At 68.1% G+C, this 23,370-nt stretch carries 18 protein-coding genes, 1 tRNA gene and 1 pseudogene; 15 read left to right on the top strand and 5 right to left on the bottom strand.

The window, feature by feature from the left end; all coding sequences use genetic code 11:
* Positions 1 to 19 precede the first annotated feature (19 nt).
* Complete coding sequence (locus ACOGW9_RS01070) at positions 20 to 1,519, bottom strand: amidohydrolase family protein (RefSeq protein WP_419907553.1); 1,500 nt, start codon at positions 1,517 to 1,519, stop codon at positions 20 to 22.
* An 83-nt stretch (positions 1,520 to 1,602) separates the two neighbouring features.
* Here ACOGW9_RS01070 and ACOGW9_RS01065 point away from each other — a divergent pair, with 83 nt between their 5' ends.
* A complete protein-coding gene (locus ACOGW9_RS01065) occupies positions 1,603 to 3,282 on the top strand; it encodes a CTP synthase (protein WP_419907551.1) in 1,680 nt (559 codons plus the stop codon).
* A gap of 2 nt (positions 3,283 to 3,284) precedes the next feature.
* Complete coding sequence (locus ACOGW9_RS01060) at positions 3,285 to 4,211, top strand: tyrosine recombinase (RefSeq protein WP_419907549.1); 927 nt, start codon at positions 3,285 to 3,287, stop codon at positions 4,209 to 4,211.
* Positions 4,212 to 4,231: 20 nt separating this feature from the next.
* On the opposite strand, the gene trpS is transcribed toward ACOGW9_RS01060, so the two are convergent.
* On the bottom strand, positions 4,232 to 5,233 hold the full coding sequence (gene trpS / locus ACOGW9_RS01055; RefSeq protein WP_419907547.1) for a tryptophan--tRNA ligase: 1,002 nt from the start codon (positions 5,231 to 5,233) through the stop codon (positions 4,232 to 4,234).
* Positions 5,234 to 5,318: 85 nt separating this feature from the next.
* On the opposite strand from trpS, the gene ACOGW9_RS01050 reads away from it, so the two are divergent.
* From ACOGW9_RS01050 to ACOGW9_RS01020, 7 genes are all read left to right on the top strand, one after another.
* Complete coding sequence (locus ACOGW9_RS01050) at positions 5,319 to 6,164, top strand: segregation and condensation protein A (protein ID WP_419907545.1); 846 nt, start codon at positions 5,319 to 5,321, stop codon at positions 6,162 to 6,164.
* 143 nt (positions 6,165 to 6,307) lie between these two features.
* On the top strand, positions 6,308 to 6,991 hold the full coding sequence (gene scpB, locus ACOGW9_RS01045) for an SMC-Scp complex subunit ScpB (RefSeq protein WP_419907543.1): 684 nt from the start codon (positions 6,308 to 6,310) through the stop codon (positions 6,989 to 6,991).
* A 5-nt stretch (positions 6,992 to 6,996) separates the two neighbouring features.
* Positions 6,997 to 7,728, top strand: a complete 732-nt coding sequence (locus ACOGW9_RS01040) for a pseudouridine synthase (protein WP_419907541.1) — start codon at positions 6,997 to 6,999, stop codon at positions 7,726 to 7,728.
* A gap of 167 nt (positions 7,729 to 7,895) precedes the next feature.
* Positions 7,896 to 11,507, top strand: coding sequence for an indolepyruvate ferredoxin oxidoreductase family protein (locus tag ACOGW9_RS01035; protein ID WP_419907539.1), 3,612 nt, complete (start codon positions 7,896 to 7,898; stop codon positions 11,505 to 11,507).
* A gap of 79 nt (positions 11,508 to 11,586) precedes the next feature.
* Positions 11,587 to 12,705 (top strand): prephenate dehydrogenase/arogenate dehydrogenase family protein, encoded by a 1,119-nt coding sequence (locus tag ACOGW9_RS01030; RefSeq protein ID WP_419907537.1) that lies wholly within the window; start codon positions 11,587 to 11,589, stop codon positions 12,703 to 12,705.
* On the top strand, positions 12,702 to 14,777 hold the full coding sequence (aroA, locus tag ACOGW9_RS01025) for a 3-phosphoshikimate 1-carboxyvinyltransferase (RefSeq protein WP_419907535.1): 2,076 nt from the start codon (positions 12,702 to 12,704) through the stop codon (positions 14,775 to 14,777). The genes ACOGW9_RS01030 and aroA overlap by 4 nt, the downstream gene beginning before the upstream one ends.
* The gene (locus tag ACOGW9_RS01020; RefSeq protein WP_419907533.1) at positions 14,774 to 15,469 is read left to right on the top strand and encodes a lysophospholipid acyltransferase family protein; all 696 of its coding nucleotides are present in this window, start codon (positions 14,774 to 14,776) and stop codon (positions 15,467 to 15,469) included. Before aroA ends, ACOGW9_RS01020 begins: the two co-directional genes overlap by 4 nt.
* A gap of 23 nt (positions 15,470 to 15,492) precedes the next feature.
* On the opposite strand, the gene ispH is transcribed toward ACOGW9_RS01020, so the two are convergent.
* Positions 15,493 to 16,536 (bottom strand): 4-hydroxy-3-methylbut-2-enyl diphosphate reductase, encoded by a 1,044-nt coding sequence (ispH, locus tag ACOGW9_RS01015; RefSeq protein WP_419907531.1) that lies wholly within the window; start codon positions 16,534 to 16,536, stop codon positions 15,493 to 15,495.
* A 45-nt stretch (positions 16,537 to 16,581) separates the two neighbouring features.
* On the opposite strand from ispH, the gene ACOGW9_RS01010 reads away from it, so the two are divergent.
* The 4 genes from ACOGW9_RS01010 to ACOGW9_RS00995 all read left to right on the top strand — a co-directional run bounded on the left by ACOGW9_RS01010 (position 16,582) and on the right by ACOGW9_RS00995 (position 19,975).
* Entirely contained in the window at positions 16,582 to 18,252 is a 1,671-nt protein-coding gene (locus ACOGW9_RS01010; protein ID WP_419907529.1) for a DUF512 domain-containing protein, read from the top strand.
* Positions 18,249 to 19,601 (top strand): ribosome biogenesis GTPase Der, encoded by a 1,353-nt coding sequence (der, locus tag ACOGW9_RS01005; protein ID WP_419907527.1) that lies wholly within the window; start codon positions 18,249 to 18,251, stop codon positions 19,599 to 19,601. Before ACOGW9_RS01010 ends, der begins: the two co-directional genes overlap by 4 nt.
* Positions 19,598 to 19,843, top strand: a complete 246-nt coding sequence (locus tag ACOGW9_RS01000) for a hypothetical protein (RefSeq protein WP_419907525.1) — start codon at positions 19,598 to 19,600, stop codon at positions 19,841 to 19,843. Before der ends, ACOGW9_RS01000 begins: the two co-directional genes overlap by 4 nt.
* 54 nt (positions 19,844 to 19,897) lie before the next feature.
* Positions 19,898 to 19,975, top strand: a tRNA-Pro gene (locus ACOGW9_RS00995).
* A gap of 113 nt (positions 19,976 to 20,088) precedes the next feature.
* On the opposite strand, the gene ACOGW9_RS00990 is transcribed toward ACOGW9_RS00995, so the two are convergent.
* On the bottom strand, positions 20,089 to 20,451 hold the full coding sequence (locus tag ACOGW9_RS00990; RefSeq protein WP_419907523.1) for a hypothetical protein: 363 nt from the start codon (positions 20,449 to 20,451) through the stop codon (positions 20,089 to 20,091).
* A 193-nt stretch (positions 20,452 to 20,644) separates the two neighbouring features.
* Positions 20,645 to 21,922 carry a trypsin-like serine protease gene (locus ACOGW9_RS00985; protein WP_419907521.1) on the bottom strand — a complete coding sequence of 426 codons (1,278 nt, stop codon included), beginning with the start codon at positions 21,920 to 21,922 and terminating at the stop codon, positions 20,645 to 20,647.
* A gap of 362 nt (positions 21,923 to 22,284) precedes the next feature.
* Between ACOGW9_RS00985 and ACOGW9_RS00980 the strand changes: the two genes are divergently transcribed.
* Both ACOGW9_RS00980 and ACOGW9_RS00975 read left to right on the top strand, forming a co-directional pair.
* Complete coding sequence (locus ACOGW9_RS00980; protein WP_419907519.1) at positions 22,285 to 22,890, top strand: DUF6642 family protein; 606 nt, start codon at positions 22,285 to 22,287, stop codon at positions 22,888 to 22,890.
* Between the two features lie 60 nt (positions 22,891 to 22,950).
* Positions 22,951 to 23,367, top strand: a pseudogene (locus ACOGW9_RS00975) (DUF427 domain-containing protein).
* Positions 23,368 to 23,370: the final 3 nt, after the last annotated feature.

Here is a 23,370-nt window from a genome sequence, read left to right as displayed (position 1 = left end):
ATGGCAGCGGGCCTGTGCCCTATGCCCGCTGCATGGCAGCGGCGCAGAGCCGATGTGCCGCCAGGCGTTCGTCGAGGGCGGGATGGACGATCTGGCCGCCGGCCACGACCGCACGGCCGGCCACGATCGTGTCGCGAGCCGACAGCGGGCCGCAGCGCAGCCACCCCTCGATCGGATCGGACAGCACGCCGGCGAACGCCGGACCGTCGAGTTGCCACACGACCAGATCGCCGCATGCGCCGGGCGTCAGCTCGCCGATCTCGCCCTCCCGACCCAGGCAGCCTGCACTGCCACGGGTCGCTACATCCAGAACATCGCGAGCGGAAAAGTAGACCGAGTTCCTTTCGACGGCGTCATCGGCGCCGCCGTCACGGTCATCGGCGGGCCTGCCGCTGTCCAGTCCCTTGTCGGCGCTCAAGTGCCGCTGGCCGTCGCGCAGCCGTCCTACGAGCAGCGCATTGCGTGCCTCGGTCCACATCGACGCTGAGTCAGTGCTGGACGAGCCGTCCACGCCGAGCCCCACCGGCACCCCAGCAGCCCGCAGTTCCCGCACCGGCGCCACTCCCACGCCGAGCAGCAGGTTCGAGCTCGGGCAGTGCGCCACACCGGTGCCCCATGCGCCCAAGCGGGCGATCTCGGCGGGGTTGGGCTGCACGCCGTGCGCGATCCAGGAGCGATTCGAGCCCCAGCCGCAATGCTCGAAGTAGTCCACCGGTCGCATGCCGAACATCTCCAGGCAGAAGCCGTCCTCGCCGGGGTCCTCGCACAGGTGGGTGTGCAGCCGCACGTCGAGCCGCTCGGCCAGATCCGCTGTGGCGGTCATCAGGTCGGTGGAAACCGAGAACGGTGAGCACGGCGCGAGCGCGATCCGGACCATCGCGTCCGCAGCGGTGTCGTGGTGCACGCCCACCAGTCGCTCGGAGTCCTCGAGGATCTCCTCGGGCGTCTGGCAGACCTCGTCGGGCGGCAGCCCGCCGTCAGACTGGCCCAGCGACATGGACCCGCGAGTCGGGTGAAAGCGCATTCCCAGCTCGGTTGCCGCAGCGATCTCGGCCGCGATCAGGTCGCCTCCACCGCGGGGGTGCACGTAGAGGTGATCGGTGCTGGTGGTGCATCCGCCCAGCGCCAGCTCGGCAAGGCCCACCCAGGCCGACAGGTACGCGCCTTCTTCGTCGAGGCGCGCCCACAGCGGGTAGAGCGTGGTGAGCCAGTCGAACAGGCCGCCCCGCAGCGCCGGTGCGTAGGACCGGGTGAGGTTCTGGTACATGTGATGGTGGGTGTTGATGAGCCCGGGCGTCACGAGGCACCCGCTGGCATCGATGCGCCGGCTGGCCTCGGGCGGCGTCTCGGAGGCGGTGCCGACCGCGCTGATCAGTCCGCCGGTGACGGCGACCCAGCCGCCGGCGATCTCGCGGCGCTGCTCATCGCATGTCGCCACCAGATCGGCGCTGTGCACGACCAGGTCGGCCGGCGTGCGGTCGCCGCCGGCGTGCTGGGTGTGCTCACCGCTGTCGCTCATGGCTTCCCTCCGGCATCAGCCAACCCTGCCCGAAGCGACGGTAGCTTGATGACACATGCCCCAGAGCCCATCGAAAACGCCGCGTGGCTAAGCACATTTTCGTCACCGGCGGCGTAGCCAGCTCCCTCGGCAAGGGGCTCACCGCAGCGTCCCTCGGGCGCCTGCTCGTGGCGCGGGGCCTGCGGGTCACCATGCAGAAGCTGGACCCGTACATCAACGTCGACCCCGGCACGCTCAATCCCTACGAGCACGGCGAGGTGTTCGTCACCGACGACGGCGGCGAGACCGACCTCGATCTCGGTCACTACGAGCGGTTCATCGACGTGTCGCTGACCCGCGACTCCAACGCCACGACCGGCTCGATCTACCAGAAGGTGCTCGCGGACGAGCGCCGCGGCGAGTATCTCGGCCGGACCGTGCAGGTCATCCCGCACATCACCGACGAGATCAAGGAACGCATCCGCAAGCTGGCGACGAGCGATGTGGACGTGGTGATCACCGAAGTCGGCGGCACCGTCGGCGACATCGAGATCCTTCCGTTCCTCGAGGCGATCCGCCAGATGCGTCTCGAGGTCGGCCGGCAGAACATCTGCTACGTGCATGTGACGCTGGTGCCGTTCATCGGTCCCTCGGGCGAGCAGAAGACCAAGCCCACCCAGCACTCGGTGACCGAGCTGCGCAGCCGCGGCGTGCAGCCCGATGCCATCGTGCTGCGCAGCGAGGGCCCCATCGAGGACGGGCTCCGCAACAAGATCTCCAACCTCAGCGACGTCGAACTCGCCGGGGTGGTCAACGCCCCCGACTCGTCGGTCCTGTATGAGATCCCGATGGTGCTGCGCTCCGAAGGACTCGACAGCTTCCTCTTGGGCATCTTGGGACTGGAAGACGGCGAGCCCGACCTTGCCGACTGGGAGGGGATGCTCGCACGCATCAAGGCGCCTGAGGCGACGGTCCGCATCGGCATCATCGGCAAGTACGTGACGCTGCCCGACGCCTACCTGTCGGTGGTCGAGGCGCTTCGCCACGCCGCCTCCTACCACGGCGTCGAGGTCGACATCGAGTGGATCCACTCCGAGGAGATCGAGGGTCTGCTCGCCGCCGGCAGGCTGCGACACCTCGACGGCATGGTGATTCCCGGCGGCTTCGGTTCGCGCGGCATCGAGGGCAAGATCGCCGCGGCCGCCTACTCCCGCCAGAACGACATTCCGTGCCTGGGCCTGTGCCTGGGCCTGCAAGTGATGGTCGTCGAGTTCTGCCGCAACGAGCTGGGTTTGCTGGGTGCCAACTCGACCGAATTCGACGCCAACACGCTGCACCCGGTCATCGATCTCATGCACGCCCAGCGCGGCATCCAGGACAAGGGCGGCACCATGCGGCTGGGTGCCTATGTCGCGCGGCTCGCGCCGCGCAGCCGGGTCGCCGCGATGTACGGCGACACCTTGGTCAACGAGCGGCACCGCCATCGCTACGAGGTCAACAGCGCCTACCGCGAGCGGATGGAAGAGGCGGGCTTGCAGTGCAGCGGACTCTCGCCCGACGGTCGTCTGGCAGAGTTCATCGAGCTGGACGGCCACTCGTTCTGGGTCGGCACTCAGGCGCACCCCGAATTCAAGAGCCGACCGAATCGGCCCGCACCGCTGTTCTGCGGCCTGGTGGGTGCCGCGCTCGCACGAGCTGAGGGACGCAACCCGCAGTTGCTCCCGACCTCCGCCGCGACAGGACCGCTGGGCGCTGATCCGCCCCATGCCGATCCGCTGAGGTGACCGTGGCCGCTGCGTTGGCGGTCGAGGCTGAGGACTATCTGGGCTGGCTGTCGAATGAGCGCGGGCGCGCAGCGCGCACGGTCGCGTCGTACCGGGCCGATCTGGATGCATTCTCGGCGTGGCTCGGCGAGCGAGGCCGGGACCTGCTCGCCGCCAGCTCAGGCGATATCGCTGCCTACCTTGCGCACCTGCGCGACGACCTCGGCCGCGCACCGTCCACCGTCGCTCGGGCTGCGGTCAGCCTGCGCGGCCTGTACCGGTTCCTCGTTGCCGAGGATCTCGCATCATCCGATCCTGCGGGTGCCCTCGATGTGCCCCGCACGCCAGCCGGGTTGCCACGATCCCTGCGTTACGACCAGGTTGCCGAGCTGCTTGCTTCCCCGGTCGGGGAGGACCCTTTGGCACGGCGCGATCGGGCGATGCTCGAAGTGCTCTACGGCATGGGCCTGCGTGCCAGCGAGCTGGTGGCACTGTCGCTCGGCGACATTGACCTCGACGAGCGTTTGATGAGGGTGTGGGGCAAGGGCGGCAAGGAACGAGTCGTGCCCGTGGGTCGTCACGCCGCGCATGCTGTGGTGGAGTGGCTGAGCGGCGCGGGCAGGGGAGCGCTGGAGCCCGCCGCATGGCGCTCTCGCGACGATGCCGCTGCGCTGTTCCTCAATGCCCGGGGGCGCCGGATCACCCGCCAGGGCGTGTGGCTGATCGTGCGGCGCCACGGCGAACGAGTCGGCCTAGGACCAGGCCAGCTCACGACGCATGTGCTGCGCCACTCGTGCGCTACTCACCTGCTCGACGGCGGTGCCGATATCCGCAGCGTGCAAGAACTGCTGGGACACGCCTCCATCACCAGCACCCAGCGCTACACCGCAGTCTCACAAGAACGCCTGACCGAGGTGTACCGCCAAGCCCACCCCCGCGCCCGTTACTGACGCGCGCAACTTCGGTGGGGTTACTTGGGCAGGAAGCCCATGGCTTCTTTGGCCCGGGCCAGGGTGACGCAGGCCACGGCTTCGGCCTTGTCGGCGCCGGCGGCGATGATGCGAGCGAGCTCGGCCGGGTCGGCCTCGAGTTCGGCTTTGCGTGTCGCGATGGGCTCGAGCACGGCGATCACCGCGTCAGCGGTGTCGGACTTGAGAGGCCCGTACTGGCTGTAGCCCTCGGCTGCGTCGGCGGGACTGCGGCCGGTGGCGGCTCCCAGGATCGACAGCAGGTTCGAGACGCCCGGCTTCGCCTCGGGGTCGTAGCGGACCTCGGTCTCAGAATCGGTCACCGCCCGGGCGAATTTGCGTGCGATGTCAGCCGGATCCTCGAAGATGCCGACGGAGCCCTGCGGGCTCTCCGCCGACTTGGACATCTTGGCCGTGGGGTTCTGCAGGTCCATGACCCGGGCGCCGACAGTGGGGATGGCCGCGTCGGGAATGACGAACGTGTCGCCGTAGCGGCTGTTGAAGCGCTGTGCCACGTCGCGCGTCAGCTCGAGGTGCTGGCGCTGGTCGTCGCCCACCGGCACCCGGTCGGCGTCGTAGATCAAGATGTCCGCCGCCATCAGCGCCGGATAGGTGAACAGTCCGGCGGAGACATGGTCGCCGCCCTGCTCGCCCCCCTCGGTGCGGGCCGCTTTGTCCTTGAACTGGGTCATCCGTCGCAGTTCGCCGAGCGACACGGTGCATTCGAGCAGCCATGACAGCTCGGTGTGCTGGGGCACGTGGCTCTGCACGAACAGCGTGCAGACCTCAGGATCGAGCCCGACCGAGACGAGCGTGGCCATCGTGCCCAATGTCGCGCTGCGGAGCTGCTCGGGATCCTGCTGGATGGTGACGGCGTGCAGGTCGACGGCGCAGTAGAAGGCGTCGGCGTCGTGCTGGTCGATCGCCCACTGGCGCAGCGCCCCGAAGTAGTTGCCGAGGTGGACGTCGCCGGTGGGCTGGATGCCCGAGAGCACTCGTGTCATGGCGCCGGACGGTACCGGCTGGCGTCGAGAGAAACCCGCGAAATATCCCGAGCGGCGCGAGAAGGTCGCGGTACCTTCGGGCCGCGTGACCTATGAGGTTCGCACCGAGGCCTTCGCGGGCCCGCTGGATGTGCTGGTGAAGCTGGTCGTCTCCCAGGAGGTCGACATCTGGGAGGTGTCGCTGACGCGCCTCGTGGACGATTTCGTGGCCGTGATGGCCGCAGTCGAGCTTCCCGGCGCCGCAGAAGGTGCAGACAACGGCGAGACCCCCGGCGAGCATCGGATCGACCCGATCGACATGGAGGCCGCCAGCGAATTCGCGCTGCTCGCGGCGACGTTGATCGAGCTGAAGTCCCGCCGGCTGCTGCCTGCGCCTGAGAGCGAGATGGATCTCGACGAGGAATTTGCGGCCTACGGGATCCGGGACGCAGCATTGGCCCGCTTGCTCGAGGGCCGGACCTTCGGCAGAGCGGCCCGGCTGCTGCGCGAGCGGTGGGACGCCGCTGGGCTGAGCTGGCCGCGCCGCGCAGGTCCCGAAGAACGGTTCATTGACTTCGCGCCCGACCTGCTTGAGGGCGCCACCAGCGACGACCTCGCCGCGGCGCTCGAACGTGTGCTGGCGCCCAAGCCTGTGCCCCGGGTCGATATCAGCCATCTGCGCGCTGCGGGCATCACGGTGGACGAGGCGCTGAGCCAGATCGCCGAACGGCTGGCCGGCAGCGGCACCATGACGTTCCGCGAGCTCACATCCGATCTGACCGAACGCATCGTCGTCGTCGTGTACTTCCTGGCGCTGCTCGAGCTGTTCGGATCCGGCCTGGTCGAGTTGGACCAGGCAGAGCGTTTCGGTGACATCGGCGTGGAGTGGGTCGGGGGCGACGACGCGACGCTGCCTGTGGCAGCAGGCGGCTGCTCCGAGGACGCTGCGTGAGCGCCGGAGGACCGCAATCGGTACCAGGTCGCGGCTTGCGATTGGTCAGCGACGAGGGGCGCACCGTCGCCGAGCCGCCGGAGCGGACAGTCCCCGAACCGCCGCCGTCACAGCCGGACTCAGGGCCGCCGCCTCACCCGTCGATGCCGGCGAGCAATGGCCATGCGTCGGGCGGCACGACAGGGACTCCCAATGGGCTCGCAGAGATCGCAGCCGACCTCCTCAACGGCGAGCGGCAGCTCAACGGGTCGCGTGCGGTCGACGACCAAGAGCTCTACGCAGCCATCGAGGCCGTGCTGATCGTGGCCACCGAGCCGGTGCCGGCCGACGTGCTGGCGTCAGTGACGGCGGCGCCGATCGCTTCGGTTGCGGTGATCTGCGACGAGCTCGCGGCAGAGTACGCCGCGGCAGGGCGCGGCTTCACCGTCGTACGAATCGCCGGCGGCTATCAGATGCAGTCGGCGGCCTCCTGCTCGGAATATGTCGAGCGGTTCGTCGGCGGCCGGCGTTCTGGGCGGCTGTCTGCTGCAGCCATGGAGACGTTGGCGGTGGTGGCCTACAAGCAGCCGATCTCCCGAGCGCAGATCAGCGCCATCCGTGGCGTGAACGCCGACGGGGTCGTGCGCACGCTCGCCGACCAGGGCTACATCGCCGAGATCGGGCGCGACCCGGGACCGGGCAACGCGTCGCTGCTCGGCACGACAGACCTGTTCCTCGAACGGCTGGGATTCGACGATCTCGACGACCTGCCCTCGCTGGCAGAACTCGACGTGGAACCCGACGAGGTCGAGGCCATGGACCGTCTGGCGGCCACCCGATCCGGCTAGCTGCCATGGCGTTTGACAGCCATCAGCGCAGCGAGCGGCTTCACAAGGTGATGGCGCGAGCCGGCGTCGCGAGCCGGCGTGCGTGCGAGGCCTTGATCGCCGCGGGGCGCGTCACGGTCAATGGATCGACTGCCTCTGTCGGCGACCGCGCCGCCGCCTCGGATCGCATCGAGGTGGACGGCGCAGTCGTCGCGTGGGATCCGCGCCTCGTCCACTACCTGGTCAACAAGCCGCCCGGCGTGCTCAGTGCGGCGTCTGACGACCGGGGGAGGCGCTGCGTCACCGACTTGGTGCCCCCAACCGAGCGCGTTTACCCCGTCGGCCGCCTGGACGCCGACTCCGAGGGCCTCATCATCGTGACGAACGACGGCGAGCTGACGCATCGGCTGACGCACCCTCGCTGGGGTGTCGACAAGGAATACCTGGCCCATGTGGACGGCGTTCCCTCGCGGGGGGCGCTGGCGCAGTTGCGCAGCGGCATCGAGCTCGATGACGGGATGACAGCTCCTGCGACGGTGTCGATGCCCCAGCCCTCAATGCTGCGCATCGCGATCTCCGAGGGCCGCAACCGCCAGGTCCGCCGTATGTGCGAGGCCGTGGGCCACCGGGTGCTGCGCCTGGTGCGCACGCGCATCGGGCCGCTCGCCGATCCGAGCCTGGCTCCCGGCGAGCACCGCGCGCTGAGCGCCGACGAGGTCCGCAAGCTGCACCGCGCTGCGTCGGAGCGCGGCGGCTGATACGGGCCTGCCACCGGCCCGCAGCGGCAACACAAGTGCGAACTGCTGCGGGACGATCGGCTGTTGCAGCACTCGCGCGTTCTGCCGGTGTCACAGCCAGCGACCACAATGGGCATGACGCTCCTGCAGTAGACAGGCGGCGGCGCTTCACGTACCGGAGAGTGCAGATGAGCCTCGCAGAGACGTACCGGCTGTCGGGGCGTTACACCGACGACAGCGGCACGACGTTCATGACGGGGCTGCAGGCACTGGCTCGCTTGCCCATCGAGCAACTGCGAGCCGATCGCAGGGCCGGGCTTCGTACCGCAGCGTTCGTCTCGGGCTACCCGGGCTCACCGCTCGGCGGCTATGACGCCGCTGTCGAGGCTGCCCGGGCAACGACCGATCTGCCCATCGTGCACTCGCCCGCGGTGAACGAAGATCAGGCCGCCACGGCCGTCATGGGCAGCCAGCTGGCCGCCACCCGGCCCGATGCCACCTATGACGGCGTCGTCGGCCTCTGGTACGGCAAGGCGCCCGGCGTCGATCGGGCTTCGGACGCGCTGCGTCATGCCGTTTTCGCGGGCACAGATCCCCATGGCGGCGCGGTGGCCATCGCAGGCGACGATCCTGCCGCCAAGAGCTCCACCATCCCCTCCAGTTCTGCGGGGACGATGGCTGACCTGCACATCCCGGTGCTCTATCCCGGCACGCCGGCCGAAGCGCTCGACCTGGGCCGCCATGCCATCACGATGTCCCGCACGACGGGTCTGTGGACAGGTCTGAAGATCGTGGCAGATGTCGCCGACGGTGCCGCGACCGTCGCGCTCGACCCTGACCGCTTCGATCCGATCATCCCGGACGTCGACGGCGTGCCGTACCGCCACGCCCCCGACGGGTACCTGCTGACACCGCACACCGTCGACATCGAGCAGGAGATCGTCGAGGTCCGCTACGAGCTGGCGATCGCATACGCCGCCGCCAACCGACTGAACGACGCCACCGTCGATCCCTCCGACGCCTGGATCGCGATCGTCGCGTCGGGAATCACCTACCGGGAGGTGCGCGAGGCGCTGAAGCGCCTGGGCCTCGATTCAGACGATGACGTGCGAGATGCCGGCATCCGGCTGGTGCGGATGGGCATGCCCATCCCCTTCAGCGCGGAACGAGCGCGGCACTTCGCACGCGGCGTCACCGAGCTGTTCGTGATCGAGGAGAAGAGCCCCAACATCGAGTCGCTGCTCAAGGACGCTCTCTACAACCAGTCGCACCGGCCCCGCATCGTCGGCAAGACCGACGAGGGCGACCGCGCACTCCTCCGATCCTTCGGCGCGCTGACAGCCGACGATCTGATGGCGCCGCTGCGCAGCCGCCTGGAGTCCCGCATCGGCGACCGGCTCGCCGCCCCTGCACCCGAACGCGTGCGCATCGAGCTCCCGCTGGCGTTGACGCCCCAGCAGCTCCGTTCGCCGTATTTCTGCTCGGGATGCCCCCACAATCGCTCCACCGAGGTGCCCGACGGGGCGGTGGTGGGTGCGGGCATCGGTTGCCACACCATGGCGCTGTTCATGGATCCGCAGCGTGTCGGCGACATCGTGAGCGTCACCTGCATGGGCCAGGAGGGCACGCAGTGGATCGGCATGTCGCCCTTCGTGGAGACGCAGCACATCTTCCAGAACCTGGGAGACGGCACGTACTTCCACAGCGGCCAGCTCGCGATCGCCGGCGCCGTGGCCTCGGGGGTGAACATCACCTACAAGCTCCTGTGGAACCGGGCGGTCGCCATGACCGGCGGGCAGGATCCGGCCGGCCAGCTCGAAGTGCCCGATGTCGCGGCAGGCTTGCTGGCGGGAGGCGCCGTCAGGGTGCTGATCACCACCGCCGATCCGGCGGTCTATCGCAGCCGCGCGCTGCCGTCGGGCGTCGAGGTGTGGCATCGCGATCGCCTGCTGGAGGCTCAAGAGTTCCTTGCCGGCATCGAGGGCGTCACCGTGCTGATCCACGACCAGCAGTGCGCAGCCGAAGCCCGCAGGGACCGCAAGCGCGGCACCCAGCCGTCGCCGACCACGCGAGTGCTGATCAACGAGCGGATCTGCGAGGGCTGCGGCGACTGCGGCCAGAAGAGCAATTGCCTGTCCGTGCAGCCGACCGACACCTTCTTCGGCCGCAAGACCCAGATCGACCAGACATCCTGCAACCTGGACTACTCCTGCCTCGACGGCGACTGCCCGTCGTTCATGACCGTGTCCAAGCCCGGCCCGTTGCGGAGCGCCGTCCGGGAGATGGTCGCACCGCTGCGACGGGGCCGTAGGGTCAGCATTGGGATCATCGAGCGAGCCGAGCCGCCGACGGACCTGCCCGATCCGGTCCTGCTCACCGACCCCGACGAAGTGTCGTTGCGCATGTGCGGGATCGGCGGTACCGGCGTCGTGACCGTGAACCAGGTGCTGGGCACCGCTGCGATGTTCGACGGATTCGAGGTGCGCGGACTCGATCAGATCGGCCTCTCGCAGAAGGCCGGCACGGTGGTGGGAGACCTGCGATTGCGACGCCTCGGCGGTCCTGCCACGGCACGCCTGGGCACGGGCCAAGCCGACGTGATCCTGGCGTTCGACTTGCTGGTGGCGGCGTCGGAGGCGGGACTCGACGTTGCCGATCCCGGCCGCACCATGGTGATCGGCTCGACGACTCCCACGCCGACCGGAGCGATGGTCGCCGATCCGAGCATCGACATGCCGTCTGTGGACTCGCTGCTCGAGCGGGTGGCGGCCGTCACCGTCGATGGACGGCGCCACTGGGCTGATGTCGGTGAGCTGGTGACCGCGCTGTGCGGCTCGGCGGTCACCGCGAACGTGTTCGTCGTGGGCATGGCCGTCCAGGCGGGCGGCTTGCCGATCGCACCTGCAAGCGTGGAGGCGGCAATCGAGCTCAACGGCGTGGCGGTCGAGCAGAACCTCGCGGCATTCCGCTGGGGCCGGACGATGGTCGCCGATCCGCAGACCGTGACCGACGCCGCGGCGGCTGCGCCGGCCGCAGACCCTGACACTCCGGCACCGGACGCAGGAACGGGCGCATCGACTGTGCCGGAGCTGCTCGGAGCGCGTATCGACCAGATCGTCGATGCACTGGGTGAGGAGAGTCTCGACGACGGCGCTGCCCTACTGCGAGCCGGTCTTCGCATCTACTCGGCTGAGCTGTGCGCCTACCAGTCAGAGCGCCTGGCATCAGAATTCCTCGACGCAGTCGATCGAGTGGCACATGCCGATGGCAGCGCGGGGGATGCTTCGGCCCGGCTGACAGAGGCATTCGCTGCGGGCCTGTACAAGCTCATGGCGTACAAGGACGAGTACGAGGTTGCACGCCTCATGCTGGATCCGGCCACTGATGCTGCGGCACGCGAGCTTGCCGCATCGACCGGCGGGGTGGTGTCCTGGAAGCTGCACCCGCCGCTGTTGCGGGCCTTGGGCCGCACCAGCAAGATGCGCTTCGGAACCGCATGGCGTCCGCTCTTTGCGCTGCTGGCGCGGGGCAAGCGTCTGCGGGGACGCTGGCTCGATCCCTTCGCCCGTACCGAGGTACGCAAGACCGAGCGGGCGCTCATCGGGGAATACCGAGCCGGCATCGACGCAGCCGTGACGGCGCTCGAACGTGATGCCGGCGCAGCCCGTTACGAGCAGGCAATCGCCATCGCTCGCCTGCCCGATCTGGTGCGCGGTTACGAGGACATCAAGATGGCCGCCGTCGAGACATTCCGCGCCGAGCTCGACGAGCGAGTCTCCGAACTCGGCCCCGCCGACTGAGCTTCGCTCGCCCCGTTGCCCGACGATTGCTGCAAGACCGCACCGGGGACGATCAGGAGCCATCGGTACCCTTCGGTACGTGGCAACCCAAGCTGGCACGGCTTCCCGCGCGCCCTCATTCGGCGCCGACGAGGTGCCCCGCGCCCAAGTGGTCGGAACCGGTCTGATCGGTGGATCGGTCGCTGCGGCGCTGCGCAAGACGGGCTGGCATGTCACCGGACGCGACGCCATCGACGCTCACGTGCAGCGCGCGCTCCAGCTCGGCTGTCTCGATGCCATCGGCACCGATCCCGACGCGTCGTTCTGGGTGGTCGCCGTGCCCGCTGCGTATCTCGCCGAAGAAGTCGCACGCGCGCTAGCCGACTCTGAGGCGGCCGGTGCTGTCGTGACCGACACGGGCAGCGTCAAGACACCGGTGGCTCGGGACATCTCCGACCCACGGTTCGTGCCGGGTCATCCGATGGCTGGCTCCGAACAGGAAGGTGTCGAGGGCGCGAACCCCGACATGTTCGCCGGCGCAGTCTGGACGCTGACGCCGACCGACACCACCGATGACGAGGCCTTGCGTGCGTGCCAGGCGGTGCTCTCCGGCATCGGCTCCGATGTCGTCACGATGACACCCGGGCGCCACGACGCGCTCGTCGCCGTGGTGAGCCACGTGCCGCACCTGGCCGCTGCCTCGCTGATGTGCCTCGCCGATGATCGAGCCCTCGACGACGCACCGCTGCTGCGTCTCGCCGCTGGAGGCTTCCGTGACATGACGCGCATCGCAGCAGGACATCCGGGCATCTGGCTGGACATCTGCGGCGAGAATCGCGATGCCATTGTGACCGTGCTGGACGAGCTGTCCGAGCGCTTGGACCAGGTGCGCGACGTGGTGGCCGGTGGCGACCGCGAGGGGTTGCGCTCCGTGCTCACCCAGGCCCGCCGCGCACGCACCAACTTGCCGTCTCGCTATGTGCGACCCCAGGAACTTCTCGAGGTGCGGGTGCCGATTCCCGACCGCAAGGGCCAGATCGCCGCCATCACCATGCTCGCCGCCGACTGCGACGTGAACGTGGCCGATATCGAAGTCGCCCATTCGCCCGAGGGCGCGGAGGGCGTGCTGGTGCTGGTCGTGGCGCGCACCGAGGCGCAGCGCTTCCTCGCAGCCCTCGCGGGGCAGGGATACCACCCCACGACGCGCGATCTGGCATGAGCGAAGGTCGGGTGATCGGGGTCATCGACCCGTTCACCAACGGCGCCACGGGCACGGTGCTGTTGCCGGGTTCCAAGAGCATCACCAATAGGGCGGTGCTGTGCGCAGCCCTCGCTGAGGGGCGCAGCACGCTCGACGGTGTGCTGTTCGCGGACGACACCGAGGCGATGATCGAGGCGGTCACGGCTCTCGGTGCGGTGGTGCGGGTCAATCGCGGGAAGCGTCGGCTCATCATCGACGGCATCGGCGGCCGGCACATCTCGCACTCGCAAGCCGCGGGCGAACCCATCGTCGTGCATGCGCGTTCATCTGGCACCACGGCCCGATTCGTGCTGCCCGTCGTCGCCGCGCTCGGCGGCCGCTGGCTGCTTGACGGAGACCCCCAGCTGCGCGCACGCCCGCAGGACGACCTGCTCGCGGCGCAGCGCTCGCTGGGCGTCACGGTGCGCGAGCTCGGCGAGCACGGCTGCCTGCCGATCGAAATCACCTCTTCCGGTGCCGACGAGACAGCAATGCTGCGCCATGTTCGGATCCGCGCCGACACCTCCAGCCAGTTCGCCACCGGACTGCTGCTCGCTGGGCCGCTGCGTGACGGCATCCACGTCGAGATCGACCCTGCGTTCGACACCGTGAGCCGGCCGTACATCGACATGACCGTGGAGGTCATGAAGGCTTTCGGTGCCAACGTCGTCGTACCCAGCGAAGACCGCTTCGTGGTGACCGAGGGCCAGTACCGCGCCGCGAACTACCCGATCGAGCCGGATGCCTCTGCGGCAAGCTACGTCTTTGCAGCGGCGGCGCTGTGCGGTGGCAAGGTGCGGGTCGAAGGCCTCGGCAGCCACAGCATCCAGGGCGACGTGCGCTTCGCCGAGGTGCTCGGCGAGATGGGAGCCGATGTCACCGTCAGCGACGAAGCGATCACTGTAGGTGCGCCGCCGAGCGGTGCACTGCAAGCGGGCTCGTTCGACTTGCGCGACTTCTCCGACACGGCGCAGACGCTGGCGGCGGTGGCGGCGTTCGCCGAAGGCACGACCTCCATCGGCGGCATCGGATTCATCCGTCGCAAGGAGACCGACCGCATCGCCAACACGGCGGCTGAACTGGCCAAACGCGGTGTGGACACGGTGGCCGAACTCGACGGCATCACCGTCCGCGCCAACCCATTCGCGCTGCGGGCGGGCTTGGTGGACTGCCACGGCGACCACCGCATGGCGATGGCAATGTCGCTGATAGGTCTGCGCGTAGCCGGGATCGACATCGACGATCCCGATTGCGTCGCCAAGACGTTCCCCGACTTCTTCGATGTGATCGAGGCGCTCCGGGGCTCGCCCGAGCCGGTCGCCGAGCCGCAGGTGCAGGTGATCGCGATCGACGGTCCCGCTGCCTCGGGCAAGTCCAGCGTGGCTCGAGCAGTGGCCGGCGAGCTGGGCATGGACTATCTCGACACCGGCGCGATGTACCGGGCGGTGGCCTGGGCGGCCTTGGGGGCGGGTGTCGGTCTCGACGATCTCGCGGCGGTAGCGAGCATCGCACGCAACGCGGAGATCGAGATCTCCAGCGTGAGCGACGCTCAGCGCGTGACCGTCGACGGAGACGACGCCACGGCGGCGATCCGCAGTGCAGAGGTGGATCGCTGCGTCAGCGTGGTGGCGGCCAACCCACAGGTGCGGTGGGTGCTGACCCGACGCCAGCGCGACTGGGCGATCCGTGTCGGCGGGGGAGTGATGGAGGGCCGCGACATCGGCAGCGTGGTGTTCCCCGACGCTGTGGTGAAGGTGTTCCTGACGGCTTCGCCAAGAATCAGAGCAACGCGCCGACTCGCGCAGCAGCGCGCGCGTCAAGAAGCGATTGATTCTGAGGATCTGATCACCGCGCTCACGGACCAGCTGAGCGAGCGGGATCGGCTTGATTCGGCAAGAGCCGACTCGCCGCTGCGCGTGGCGTCTCGAGCGGTCATCGTCGACACGAGCGAGCTTTCCGAGGCTGAGGCGGTCGAGACCATCGCTGCGCTGTACCGCCGTGCAGCCGGCCTCATCGGACCGATCCGCCCCAGCTTGGTCCAAGGCCGATGAGCGGACCGGACGGGCCCGAGATCGACCTGCGCGACAGACCGCTCAACATGGCGGTCTACAGGATCATGAAGTACGCGATCTGGGGTGTGTTCCGGGCGTGGAACCGCATCTCGGTCGATGGGCTGGCGAACCTGCCCGATGGTCCGTGCGTGTGGGTTCCCAACCATCGCAGCTATATCGACACGCCCATCCACGCGGCGATTCCTGCGCGGATGCGGGTGATGGGCAAGGACTCGATGTGGAAGTACCGGTTTCCGGGCTGGCTGTTCACGACGATCGGCTGCTTCCCGGTGAACCGCGACGCGCCTGATCGAGCTGCGTTGCGCACGGCGCTGGATGCGCTGACCCACGGCGACTGCCCGGTCGTGATGTTCGGCGAGGGCGAGCGCAAGGACGGCCCACGGGTGCTGCCGCTGATGGAGGGACCGGTGTACCTCGCAGCGCGCGCGCAGGTGCCGATCGTGCCGGTCGGCATCGGCGGCACTGCGGCAGCCATGCCCCGCGGCGCCAAGTTCATGTACCCCCGCCGCATCAAGTTCATCATCGGCGAGCCGATGGACCCGCCGCCGCTGGGACCCAGCGGCCGGGCGTCACGACGAGCGATACGCGAACTCACCGAAGAGCTGCGCGAGCGCATCCAGGCCCTCTACGACCAGGCCCAAGCCGACGCCGGCACCCCCAACGTCCACTGAGCCCGCCGCGCGGAGCTTCCTTCTCAGACTGAGGTGGCGGCGAGGGTGGCGAGGACGTTGCTGGCGGCGGTGGTTCGGTCGGCGGCTGCGAGGCGGGCGTGGGGCGGGACGGCAAGGGTGGCTTGCACGGCGGATTCCATGGCGGTGAGCAGGTCGCGCAGTTCTCGGGGCGGGGGAAAGTACTCGTCCTCGTCGGTGATGGTGACTTCGGTAGTGCCTTCGGTTGCGGCCATGCGGGCGATCACGGCGTCTACGAGCTCTTCGGGGGCCGATGCGCCGGCGGTGACGCCGACGACGCCGTACAGATCGTCGGGCAGTTCCGCGGCGGCGTTCACTCGCAGCACGCGGGCACAGCCCGACTCGGCGGCAACCTTGGCCAATGCCATGGTGTTCGACGAGTTCGCTGAGCCGATGACGACCACGGCGTCACAGGCCGCGGCGATCTCGGCCAGTGCGCTTTGCCGATTGGTCGTGGCGAAGCACAAGTCGGAGCGACCCGGCATCCAGACGTCGCCGAAGCGATCCTTCGCGGCTTCGGCCACGTCGGACCAGTCGCGGTGGCTGAGCGTGGTCTGGGCCAGCACAGCCACGGGTGCGTCGGTGTCGTCGAGCAAATCGACATCGGCAGGTTCCGAGACCAGTGAGATCGATTCGGGCGCCACCGCCATCGTCCCGACCGCCTCGTCATGACCCTCGTGACCCACGTAGACCACCCGGAAGCCCTTGCCCGCACGCACACGGACCTCATGGTGCACCTTGGTGACCAGGGGGCAGACCGCATCCACCACGTATCCGCCGCGCCGGCGGGCCTCGGCGACGACCTCGGGCGCCGAGCCGTGCGCCGACAGCATGAGCGGCAGGCCGGGCGGTACTTCGGCGACGTCATCGACGAACACCACGCCGAGCCGCTCGAAGCGATCCACCACGAGGCGGTTGTGGACGATCTCGTGGTAGCAGTACACCGGCGGCGGGAACGATCTGACGAGCCAGGCGAGCGCCTTGATGGCCATCTCGACGCCAGCGCAGAAGCCGCGAGGCGCCGCCAGCAGCACCCGGTCCACAGCCACCCAGTTGACGCTACCGACGCAGTGACATGTTCCTATCCTGAACCTATGTCCCGGCCGGTTGTGGTGGCGGTGGAGCCCGGCTCGGCGGCTGAGATCGCCGGGCTGGCCGCGGGCGACGAGGTGATGTCGATCTCCGGAGTCATCCCGACCGACGTGATCGCCTGGCAGTTGCTGGTCGACGAGGCTGATCCCACGCTGGAGGTACTGCGCGACGGGCAGGAGATGGCCATAGACATACCGAAGGACGCCGGGGTCCCGCTCGGCGCCGAGGTGCATGCCGCCATCTTCGACCGGGTGCAGACCTGCGACAACCACTGCGAGTTCTGCTTCATCTACCAGCTGCCGCCGGGGCTGCGCCGGAGCCTCTATCTCAAGGACGACGACTACCGGCTGTCGTTCCTGTACGGGAATTTCACGACGCTCACCCGCTTTACCGAATTGGACCTCGAACGGGTGCTGGATGAGCGACTGTCGCCGCTGTACGTGTCGATCCATGCCACCGATCCCGAGGTGCGGGCCCGGATGCTGCGCAACCCGCGTGGCGCGACGAGCTTGCGATGGCTGAGCGCGTTGCTCGACGGGGGCATCGAGGTGCACGGCCAGGTCGTGGTGTGCCCTGGCGTGAACGACGGGGCTGTGCTGGCCGACACGCTGGCAGGCGTGCTGGATCGATTCCCGTCGCTGGCGACGCTGGCGGTAGTGCCGCTCGGGGTCAGCTCCCACCAGCGGGAGCCGGCCATGCGCCCGCACACTGCCGCGGAAGCTGCGGCTGTCGTGGACCTGTGCGAGGAGTGGCAGCGACGTTTCGACGATGTGCTGGGCCGCCGGTTGGTGTTTGCCGCCGACGAGTACTACCTGCTGGCGGGCCGACCGTTTCCTGCTGCGGCAACATATGGCGATTTCCCGATGCACGAGGACGGCATCGGCATGGCGCAGGCGTTCTCTCAGGAGTTCTGGGCGGCCGGTGAGCCCCCGGACGACGGCAGTACCGGGCTCGACGGAGGCGATGCCGGTTCCGACGGGGTGCTCAAGCAACGCGCACCAGCCGCGGGTTTCTTCTCGTGGGTCGACGGAGCGCCAGCACAGGGCTACCGGGCCGTGCGAGTTCCCGGGCACGGCGCGAACCGCAGCGGCGAGATCGACCTCGAGGGGCTGCCGCTCAGCCTCGGGCCGGCGCCGACGCCGACGCCGGTGGCGGTGACGCTGCGGGGATCACCTCGTCGGGACCCTTCCCGAGCGATCCGCCCGGCTGACGGTGAGACCGCTCCGCAGCCCATCGGGATCCTGACGGGCGCCTACGGGGCTGCCGTGCTGGCGCCGCTGGTGAAACAGTGGCACGCAGCTGCCGTGTCGCAACAGGACAGCAAGTGCAGGGGCGTTCCGCAGCCGCGGGTCATCGAGGTGCCCAACCGGTTCTTCGGCGGAAATATCGGCGTGACCGGCTTGCTCGCCGGTGTCGACATCGCAGCAGCGTTGGCTGCCGAGCCGACCGAGCATCGCTACCTGCTGGCCGACGTTTGCTTGTCGGGCGGGAAGTTCCTCGACGGCATGACTCCTGCCGATCTGCCCCGGTCCGTCGAGATCGTCCCGACGAACGGCAGCGCACTGCGGGAGCTGCTCGATGCTGCCGCCGCAGCACAGGCCGCTGCGGCCCCTCCGAGCGGCGCGGCATCGCCAACTAACCCGGTATCGCACACAGCAGGCGTCCCGCAATGAGTGCCGGTCTGCCTGTCGTCGGCATCGTCGGACGGCCGAACGTCGGCAAGTCCACGCTGTTCAACCGGCTCGTTGGCCGCCGCGAGGCCGTAGTTGCGCCCGAGCCCGGTGTGACACGGGATCGAAAGGCAGCCGAGACTGCTTGGCGAGGGCACCCCTTCGTAGTGGTGGACACCGGCGGGTGGTCCGCAGACGGCGGCACGCTCGACGACAAGGTGTCCTCCCAGAGCGAACGGGCCATGGCCGACGCCGACGTGCTGCTGCTGGTGGTCGACCTCACCGTCGGCATCACCGAACCTGACGCACGCATCGCCGCCATGCTTCGACGCAGCGGCAGGCCGACCCTGGTGGTCGCCAACAAGGCAGACAGCGGCACCCGTGATGACGCTCGGTGGGAATTCAACCGCCTGGGGCTGGGCGAAGCGTGGGCCGTGTCCGCCCTCCACGGCCGCAACGTCGGCGACGTGCTCGATCGGGTACTGGACCTGCTGGAGACCGGCGCAGGCGAAACTCTCGCTGAGGCGCCAGCTTCTGACCGCGACGAGTCGACCAGCGAGGGTGAGGCCCCCGTCGAGGGCGAAGCGGACGTGCCCGCGGTGGCCATCGTGGGCCGGCCCAACGTCGGCAAGTCGACGCTGTTCAACCGGCTCATCGGCGACGAACGGTCCGTTGTGCACGACCAACCCGGCACGACACGCGACACCATCGACACGCTCGTGGAAACCGAGGCGGGCCCGGTGCGGTTCATCGACACCGCAGGCATGCGCCGCAAGGCCCGGGTCGACGCGGACACCGAGTACTACGCCAACCTGCGCGCCCTGCGGGCCATCGACGCCTGCGACGTGGCACTGCTGATCGTCGATGCCACGGTGGGTGTCACGGCGCAGGATCAGCGTCTCGCAGAGCGCATCGACGGCGCCGGGTGCCCGATCGTGGTGCTGCTCAACAAGTGGGAGACGCTCGACGCCGAGCAGCGCGAGAGCATCCTCGGCGAGCTCGCGCGCCGCTTGCACTTCGTGGGCGAGTCTCCCGTCCTGCGCATCAGCGCTCTGACCGGTCGGGGAGTCCATCGGCTCGTTCCGGCAATCGAGGCGGCCATGGAGGCCTACGAGTCGAGGGCGCCGACGGCCAAGGTGAACGAGATCGTGCAGCTCGCGCAGTCCGCACAGCCGGCGCCGGGCGGGGCACGGGTGCTGTACGCCACCCAGGCCGCAACGCAGCCGCCGACCTTCACGCTGTTCGCCAACCGGGAACTCCCGGCCACCTACCTGCGCTACCTCGAGCGCCGCCTGCGCGAAGAGCTGGGCCTGGCCAAGACGCCGCTCAAGCTGCGGGTGCGCCGACGATGAGACCGCTGTCCAGACGGGGCGCGCCCTCGACCGCTCAGCGGCAGAATCGCCGCCCGCGTTCCGACGGTCCACTCCATCGGGGCATCCGTCGCAGCGGCGACAGCGACCAGCTCCAGCAGCGCCGTGCGGGCGCGCCGTGGCATTTCTGGCTGGTCGTCGTCATGGCAACCGTGTACCTGGGCTGGCGCGCCGTCGAGGGCGTCGTGTGGCTGGTTCAGTGGTTCGCAGGCGTCATCGGCTGAGCGGCTCGCCGCACAGCCGTCGATCTGGTCCAGCCGGTATCGTGCTCGCCTGAACGGGCTGTGGCGCAGTCTGGTTAGCGCACTGGTCTGGGGGACCAGGGGTCGGAGGTTCAAATCCTCTCAGCCCGACCACACTCAAACAGACCTAGGTGATCCACGGCAACGGATGCTGCGACGGCAATTCCGCCAAACGGTCGCCGGATTGCTTTCCCGACTGGCCTTGCTCTGGGCCATCCGGGCGTCAGTCATCCGGGGTGCTCTACCCGACTCATGGAATTCGCGTACCACGGGTTGCGTTCGTGAACGTTGATGGCGACATGCACTGACTCTCCCCCCGACCCCCCGACGCAGACGTAGTCGCCATCGGTCATGGGTCCGTCGTCCCATACCCACAGCGATCGTGATTGGGAGTCGTAACGGGTCCCCGACCGCGGCAGGATGATCCAAGAGTGATCGACGCTGTCGCCCTCAACGCTGTCAAGATCAAAGTCGGCGCCAGGGACCCAATCGGATTCCGCGAACAGCACCAGAACATACGGCTCGTCGATGTAGAGCCAGCCGCACTGCTGGGCGCTGTGGTCCTCATCGCCGAGCTCGTAGCCCCACATGCCTCTGAAATCGGCCAGCGGAACGGTCGCAACAGGGGTCGAGGCGGTCGCGGACCTGTCTGGCTGCGTCGTACTGTTCTCACCCTCGGCGGGCCTTGCGCAGCCGATGAGGACGAGCGCCCACAATAGGAGCCATCCCGCTGCACGGATCACGGCTCTCCTAGCTGTTAGCGCACCACGGCCGGTGGCCAGGTCAGGGAATCGTCACATTTTCGTTGAGGAGGATTTCCGCGTCCAGGAAATCTTCAACTTCGTCGATCGCCGAGAACGTCGCATACACGCCCTTGCGGGAGCAATCCCTTGGGCTCGTGCCCGACTTTTGGATGCCGTATGCCTTGCTGCTGCTGAACCACGGGCCGCCGCTGTCTCCAACGCAGGCCTGTAGATCGGGGCCGTGAACGCGTACGAACACATTGCTGCAGGTCGTATCATCGCCACCGCTGGACACTCGGCATGCTCCGTAGTGCGTCGGCCGATGATGGATGTTGGTCACGGTCCCGCAGGAAAGTCCGCTCTTGGCGCCTTGGTGGCACAGGAAGCGGTCTTCCATGTCCTCCCGCTGGGCCTTGCTTCGGACTACCCGGGTGGTGAACGGTTCCTGGTCGCCGTAGACGAACTCTGAGCGCAACTCGTGATTCGATCCGCTGGGGATCTCGCGGAGCTCAGCGTCCGCGGTGATGCTCGCGTAGCCGTCCACCCAGGCCAATGCGACGCCCTTTACTTTGAGGGTCCCGTCGCAGTGGCCAGCCGTTATGAGGCCGTATTCGCCGCTGCCGTTCATTTGTGCGGCGAAGCCCGCGGTGCACTTGATGCTGTTCGCAGATCTCCCCGTCATTGGCTGGCCGCCGTTGAACGTCGACGTGTCGGCGATATCGCGGCCGTCGACAACCTCGAATGCGACTGTGATCTGACCGCCGAATGCTGATTCGAGCTTCGTAATCGCTGCTCGGAGTTCCGCATCCGTCGCGCCGCTGGCCCCGACCGGGGGCATGTCGTTATCGAGCAATCCGCCCAGCGAACCACTCGGATCCGTCGTGGGAGCGAGCGCCGGGTCGATGCCGATGTCCAGCGCGTTCGCCCTCATGTCTACCTCAGTGAACGTAATGATGGCCGAGTGATCGGCAACGGCTCCCGGTCCGTCCGACACTCGACCGACGGGACCGATACCGCTTCCGTCACCGAAACTGTCTTGTGCGTCGAGCAGATCCTGCAGCGAGTGGGAGGCCCCCAGACGGATCTCGACATCAGCATGTGCGTCCGCTGCAGCAGCCGCATCGGAACTCGGGGCACCTGAACCGGTCAGCCAAACCCAGCCTGTGAACCTGCCCTCGTGGTCGATGCCCCAGCCCGCCAAGCGTCCAGCCTCCAAGGTGCGGATCGAACCGATCACCTCATAAATCCCATCGAGGCGGTCAAGGCGACGCTGGGCCTCAGCCTCGCTGACCGAATAATCCCGAGCGTACGCTGCCACTGCGGGGTCACCAGCGTCCGTCGAAGCCTCCACATTGTGAGTGCTCGATTCCACCGACGCGCCGAGCAGCATAAGAGCGACTGTCGCAGCGATCACCCATCTGCCACGATGGGCACGGGGTCGGTCATGTTGATGTCGCTGGATCCACGCATGCAGTGATGAGGAAATATTCACGAATTAGAACGTAATGCACATATACCGCATATTTGGGCATGGCGAAGCCCGGTGACTCAGGCGTGGCGGCGACGGACCAGGTCGCGTCAAGCGAAGCGCATGGTTTCTGAGCGGCCCGCTGTGCGCCCGCCGAGCACCGCGTCGGGTCGTGCCTTACTCTCAGCCCGACCACAGCGAGGATGGTCATGGTGAACGATGTGCCCGCGGCCGCTCCCGGCGGGGGCGCGCCGCGGCGGCTCGCCACAGGTGTCTTCGCATTCGAAGGCGACGACTCCGATGCGGATCTCCGCCAGCAGTTCGGCGTGGCCACGCTGCTTCAGACCGTGCGCGAACTCAGCGGCCTGAAGTTCATCCGGCGTGACATCGGCACGGCGCCCGAGCTGTTCTACTACGTCCGCAAGTGGACCCAGCAGCGCTACCGGGAGTACCAGATCGGGCACTTCGGCTTTCACGGAAAGCCTGGAGAGCTCTGGCTGAGCGGCTCGACCAAGGTGACCCTCCCCGAGCTGGCCGAGGTGCTCGACGGGCGGGCCGGCGGTCGGATCATCTACTTCAGCTCGTGCGAGATCATGGGCACTGACGACGCAGCCCTGCGGCGATTCCAAGAACGATCGGGCGCCGACGCGGTGATCGGCTTCCTTGAGCGGGTCGGCGGGAGCCTGGAACTGCCGGCATTCGAGCTCCTGCTGCTGCAGGCACTCAACGACGACGTGAGGATGGAAGCGGTGGAGCAGCGCATCCGCCGCCAGCATCCCTATCTGTGCGAGTTGCTCGGCCTCAAGATCATCAACTGATCTGCGCTCGAACAGGGCGTCCGGCGCAGCGAACGCCCTCTCGTCAGGAAGCTCGGTGCCATGATGTGCCCTACAGCGACACACCGCCGGCGAAGGGGAGCGCTGATGAGCGAGACGGCAACTGAACATCGCAAGCCCGAGATTTCGGTCGTGCAGGAACCAGGGCAGGTCACCGTCCGGGTGGACGGCGTGGTCGTGGCCGAGTCGAATGCAGCGCTGGTCCTGACCGAGGGTCGGCTCCCGCCGCGCCACTACCTGCCGGTTTCAGACGTGAAGATGGAGCTGCTGCACCCGACCGTGCTGTCCACTCATTGACCGTGGAAGGGCGATGCCAGCTACTGGTCAGTAGCAGTCAACGGTCAGAGCTACGACGACGTCGTGTGGTCCTATCCCGATCCGATCCCCGAGATGGCCGAGATCGCAGGGCTGATGAGCTTCTATGCCGAGCGTGACGAGGTGGACCAGACCATCACCTAAGAG

Source organism: Candidatus Poriferisodalis sp. (assembly GCF_965203655.1).
In the GTDB taxonomy this organism is placed as follows: Bacteria; Actinomycetota; Acidimicrobiia; order Acidimicrobiales; family Poriferisodalaceae; genus Poriferisodalis.
This window is presented reverse-complemented; position numbering and strand designations above follow the sequence as displayed.

Excerpts from the sequence above, each read along its gene's own strand:
- ACOGW9_RS01070 (WP_419907553.1), bottom strand. The coding sequence starts at position 1,519 with ATGAGCGACAGCGGTGAGCACACCCAGCACGCCGGCGGCGACCGCACG.
- trpS (WP_419907547.1), bottom strand. The coding sequence starts at position 5,233 with ATGACACGAGTGCTCTCGGGCATCCAGCCCACCGGCGACGTCCACCTC.
- scpB (WP_419907543.1), top strand. The coding sequence starts at position 6,308 with ATGCCGGCGAGCAATGGCCATGCGTCGGGCGGCACGACAGGGACTCCC.
- ACOGW9_RS01040 (WP_419907541.1), top strand. The coding sequence starts at position 6,997 with ATGGCGTTTGACAGCCATCAGCGCAGCGAGCGGCTTCACAAGGTGATG.
- ACOGW9_RS01035 (WP_419907539.1), top strand. The coding sequence starts at position 7,896 with ATGAGCCTCGCAGAGACGTACCGGCTGTCGGGGCGTTACACCGACGAC.
- aroA (WP_419907535.1), top strand. The coding sequence starts at position 12,702 with ATGAGCGAAGGTCGGGTGATCGGGGTCATCGACCCGTTCACCAACGGC.
- ACOGW9_RS01020 (WP_419907533.1), top strand. The coding sequence starts at position 14,774 with ATGAGCGGACCGGACGGGCCCGAGATCGACCTGCGCGACAGACCGCTC.
- ACOGW9_RS01010 (WP_419907529.1), top strand. The coding sequence starts at position 16,582 with ATGTCCCGGCCGGTTGTGGTGGCGGTGGAGCCCGGCTCGGCGGCTGAG.
- der (WP_419907527.1), top strand. The coding sequence starts at position 18,249 with ATGAGTGCCGGTCTGCCTGTCGTCGGCATCGTCGGACGGCCGAACGTC.
- ACOGW9_RS01000 (WP_419907525.1), top strand. The coding sequence starts at position 19,598 with ATGAGACCGCTGTCCAGACGGGGCGCGCCCTCGACCGCTCAGCGGCAG.
- ACOGW9_RS00990 (WP_419907523.1), bottom strand. The coding sequence starts at position 20,451 with ATGTGGGGCTACGAGCTCGGCGATGAGGACCACAGCGCCCAGCAGTGC.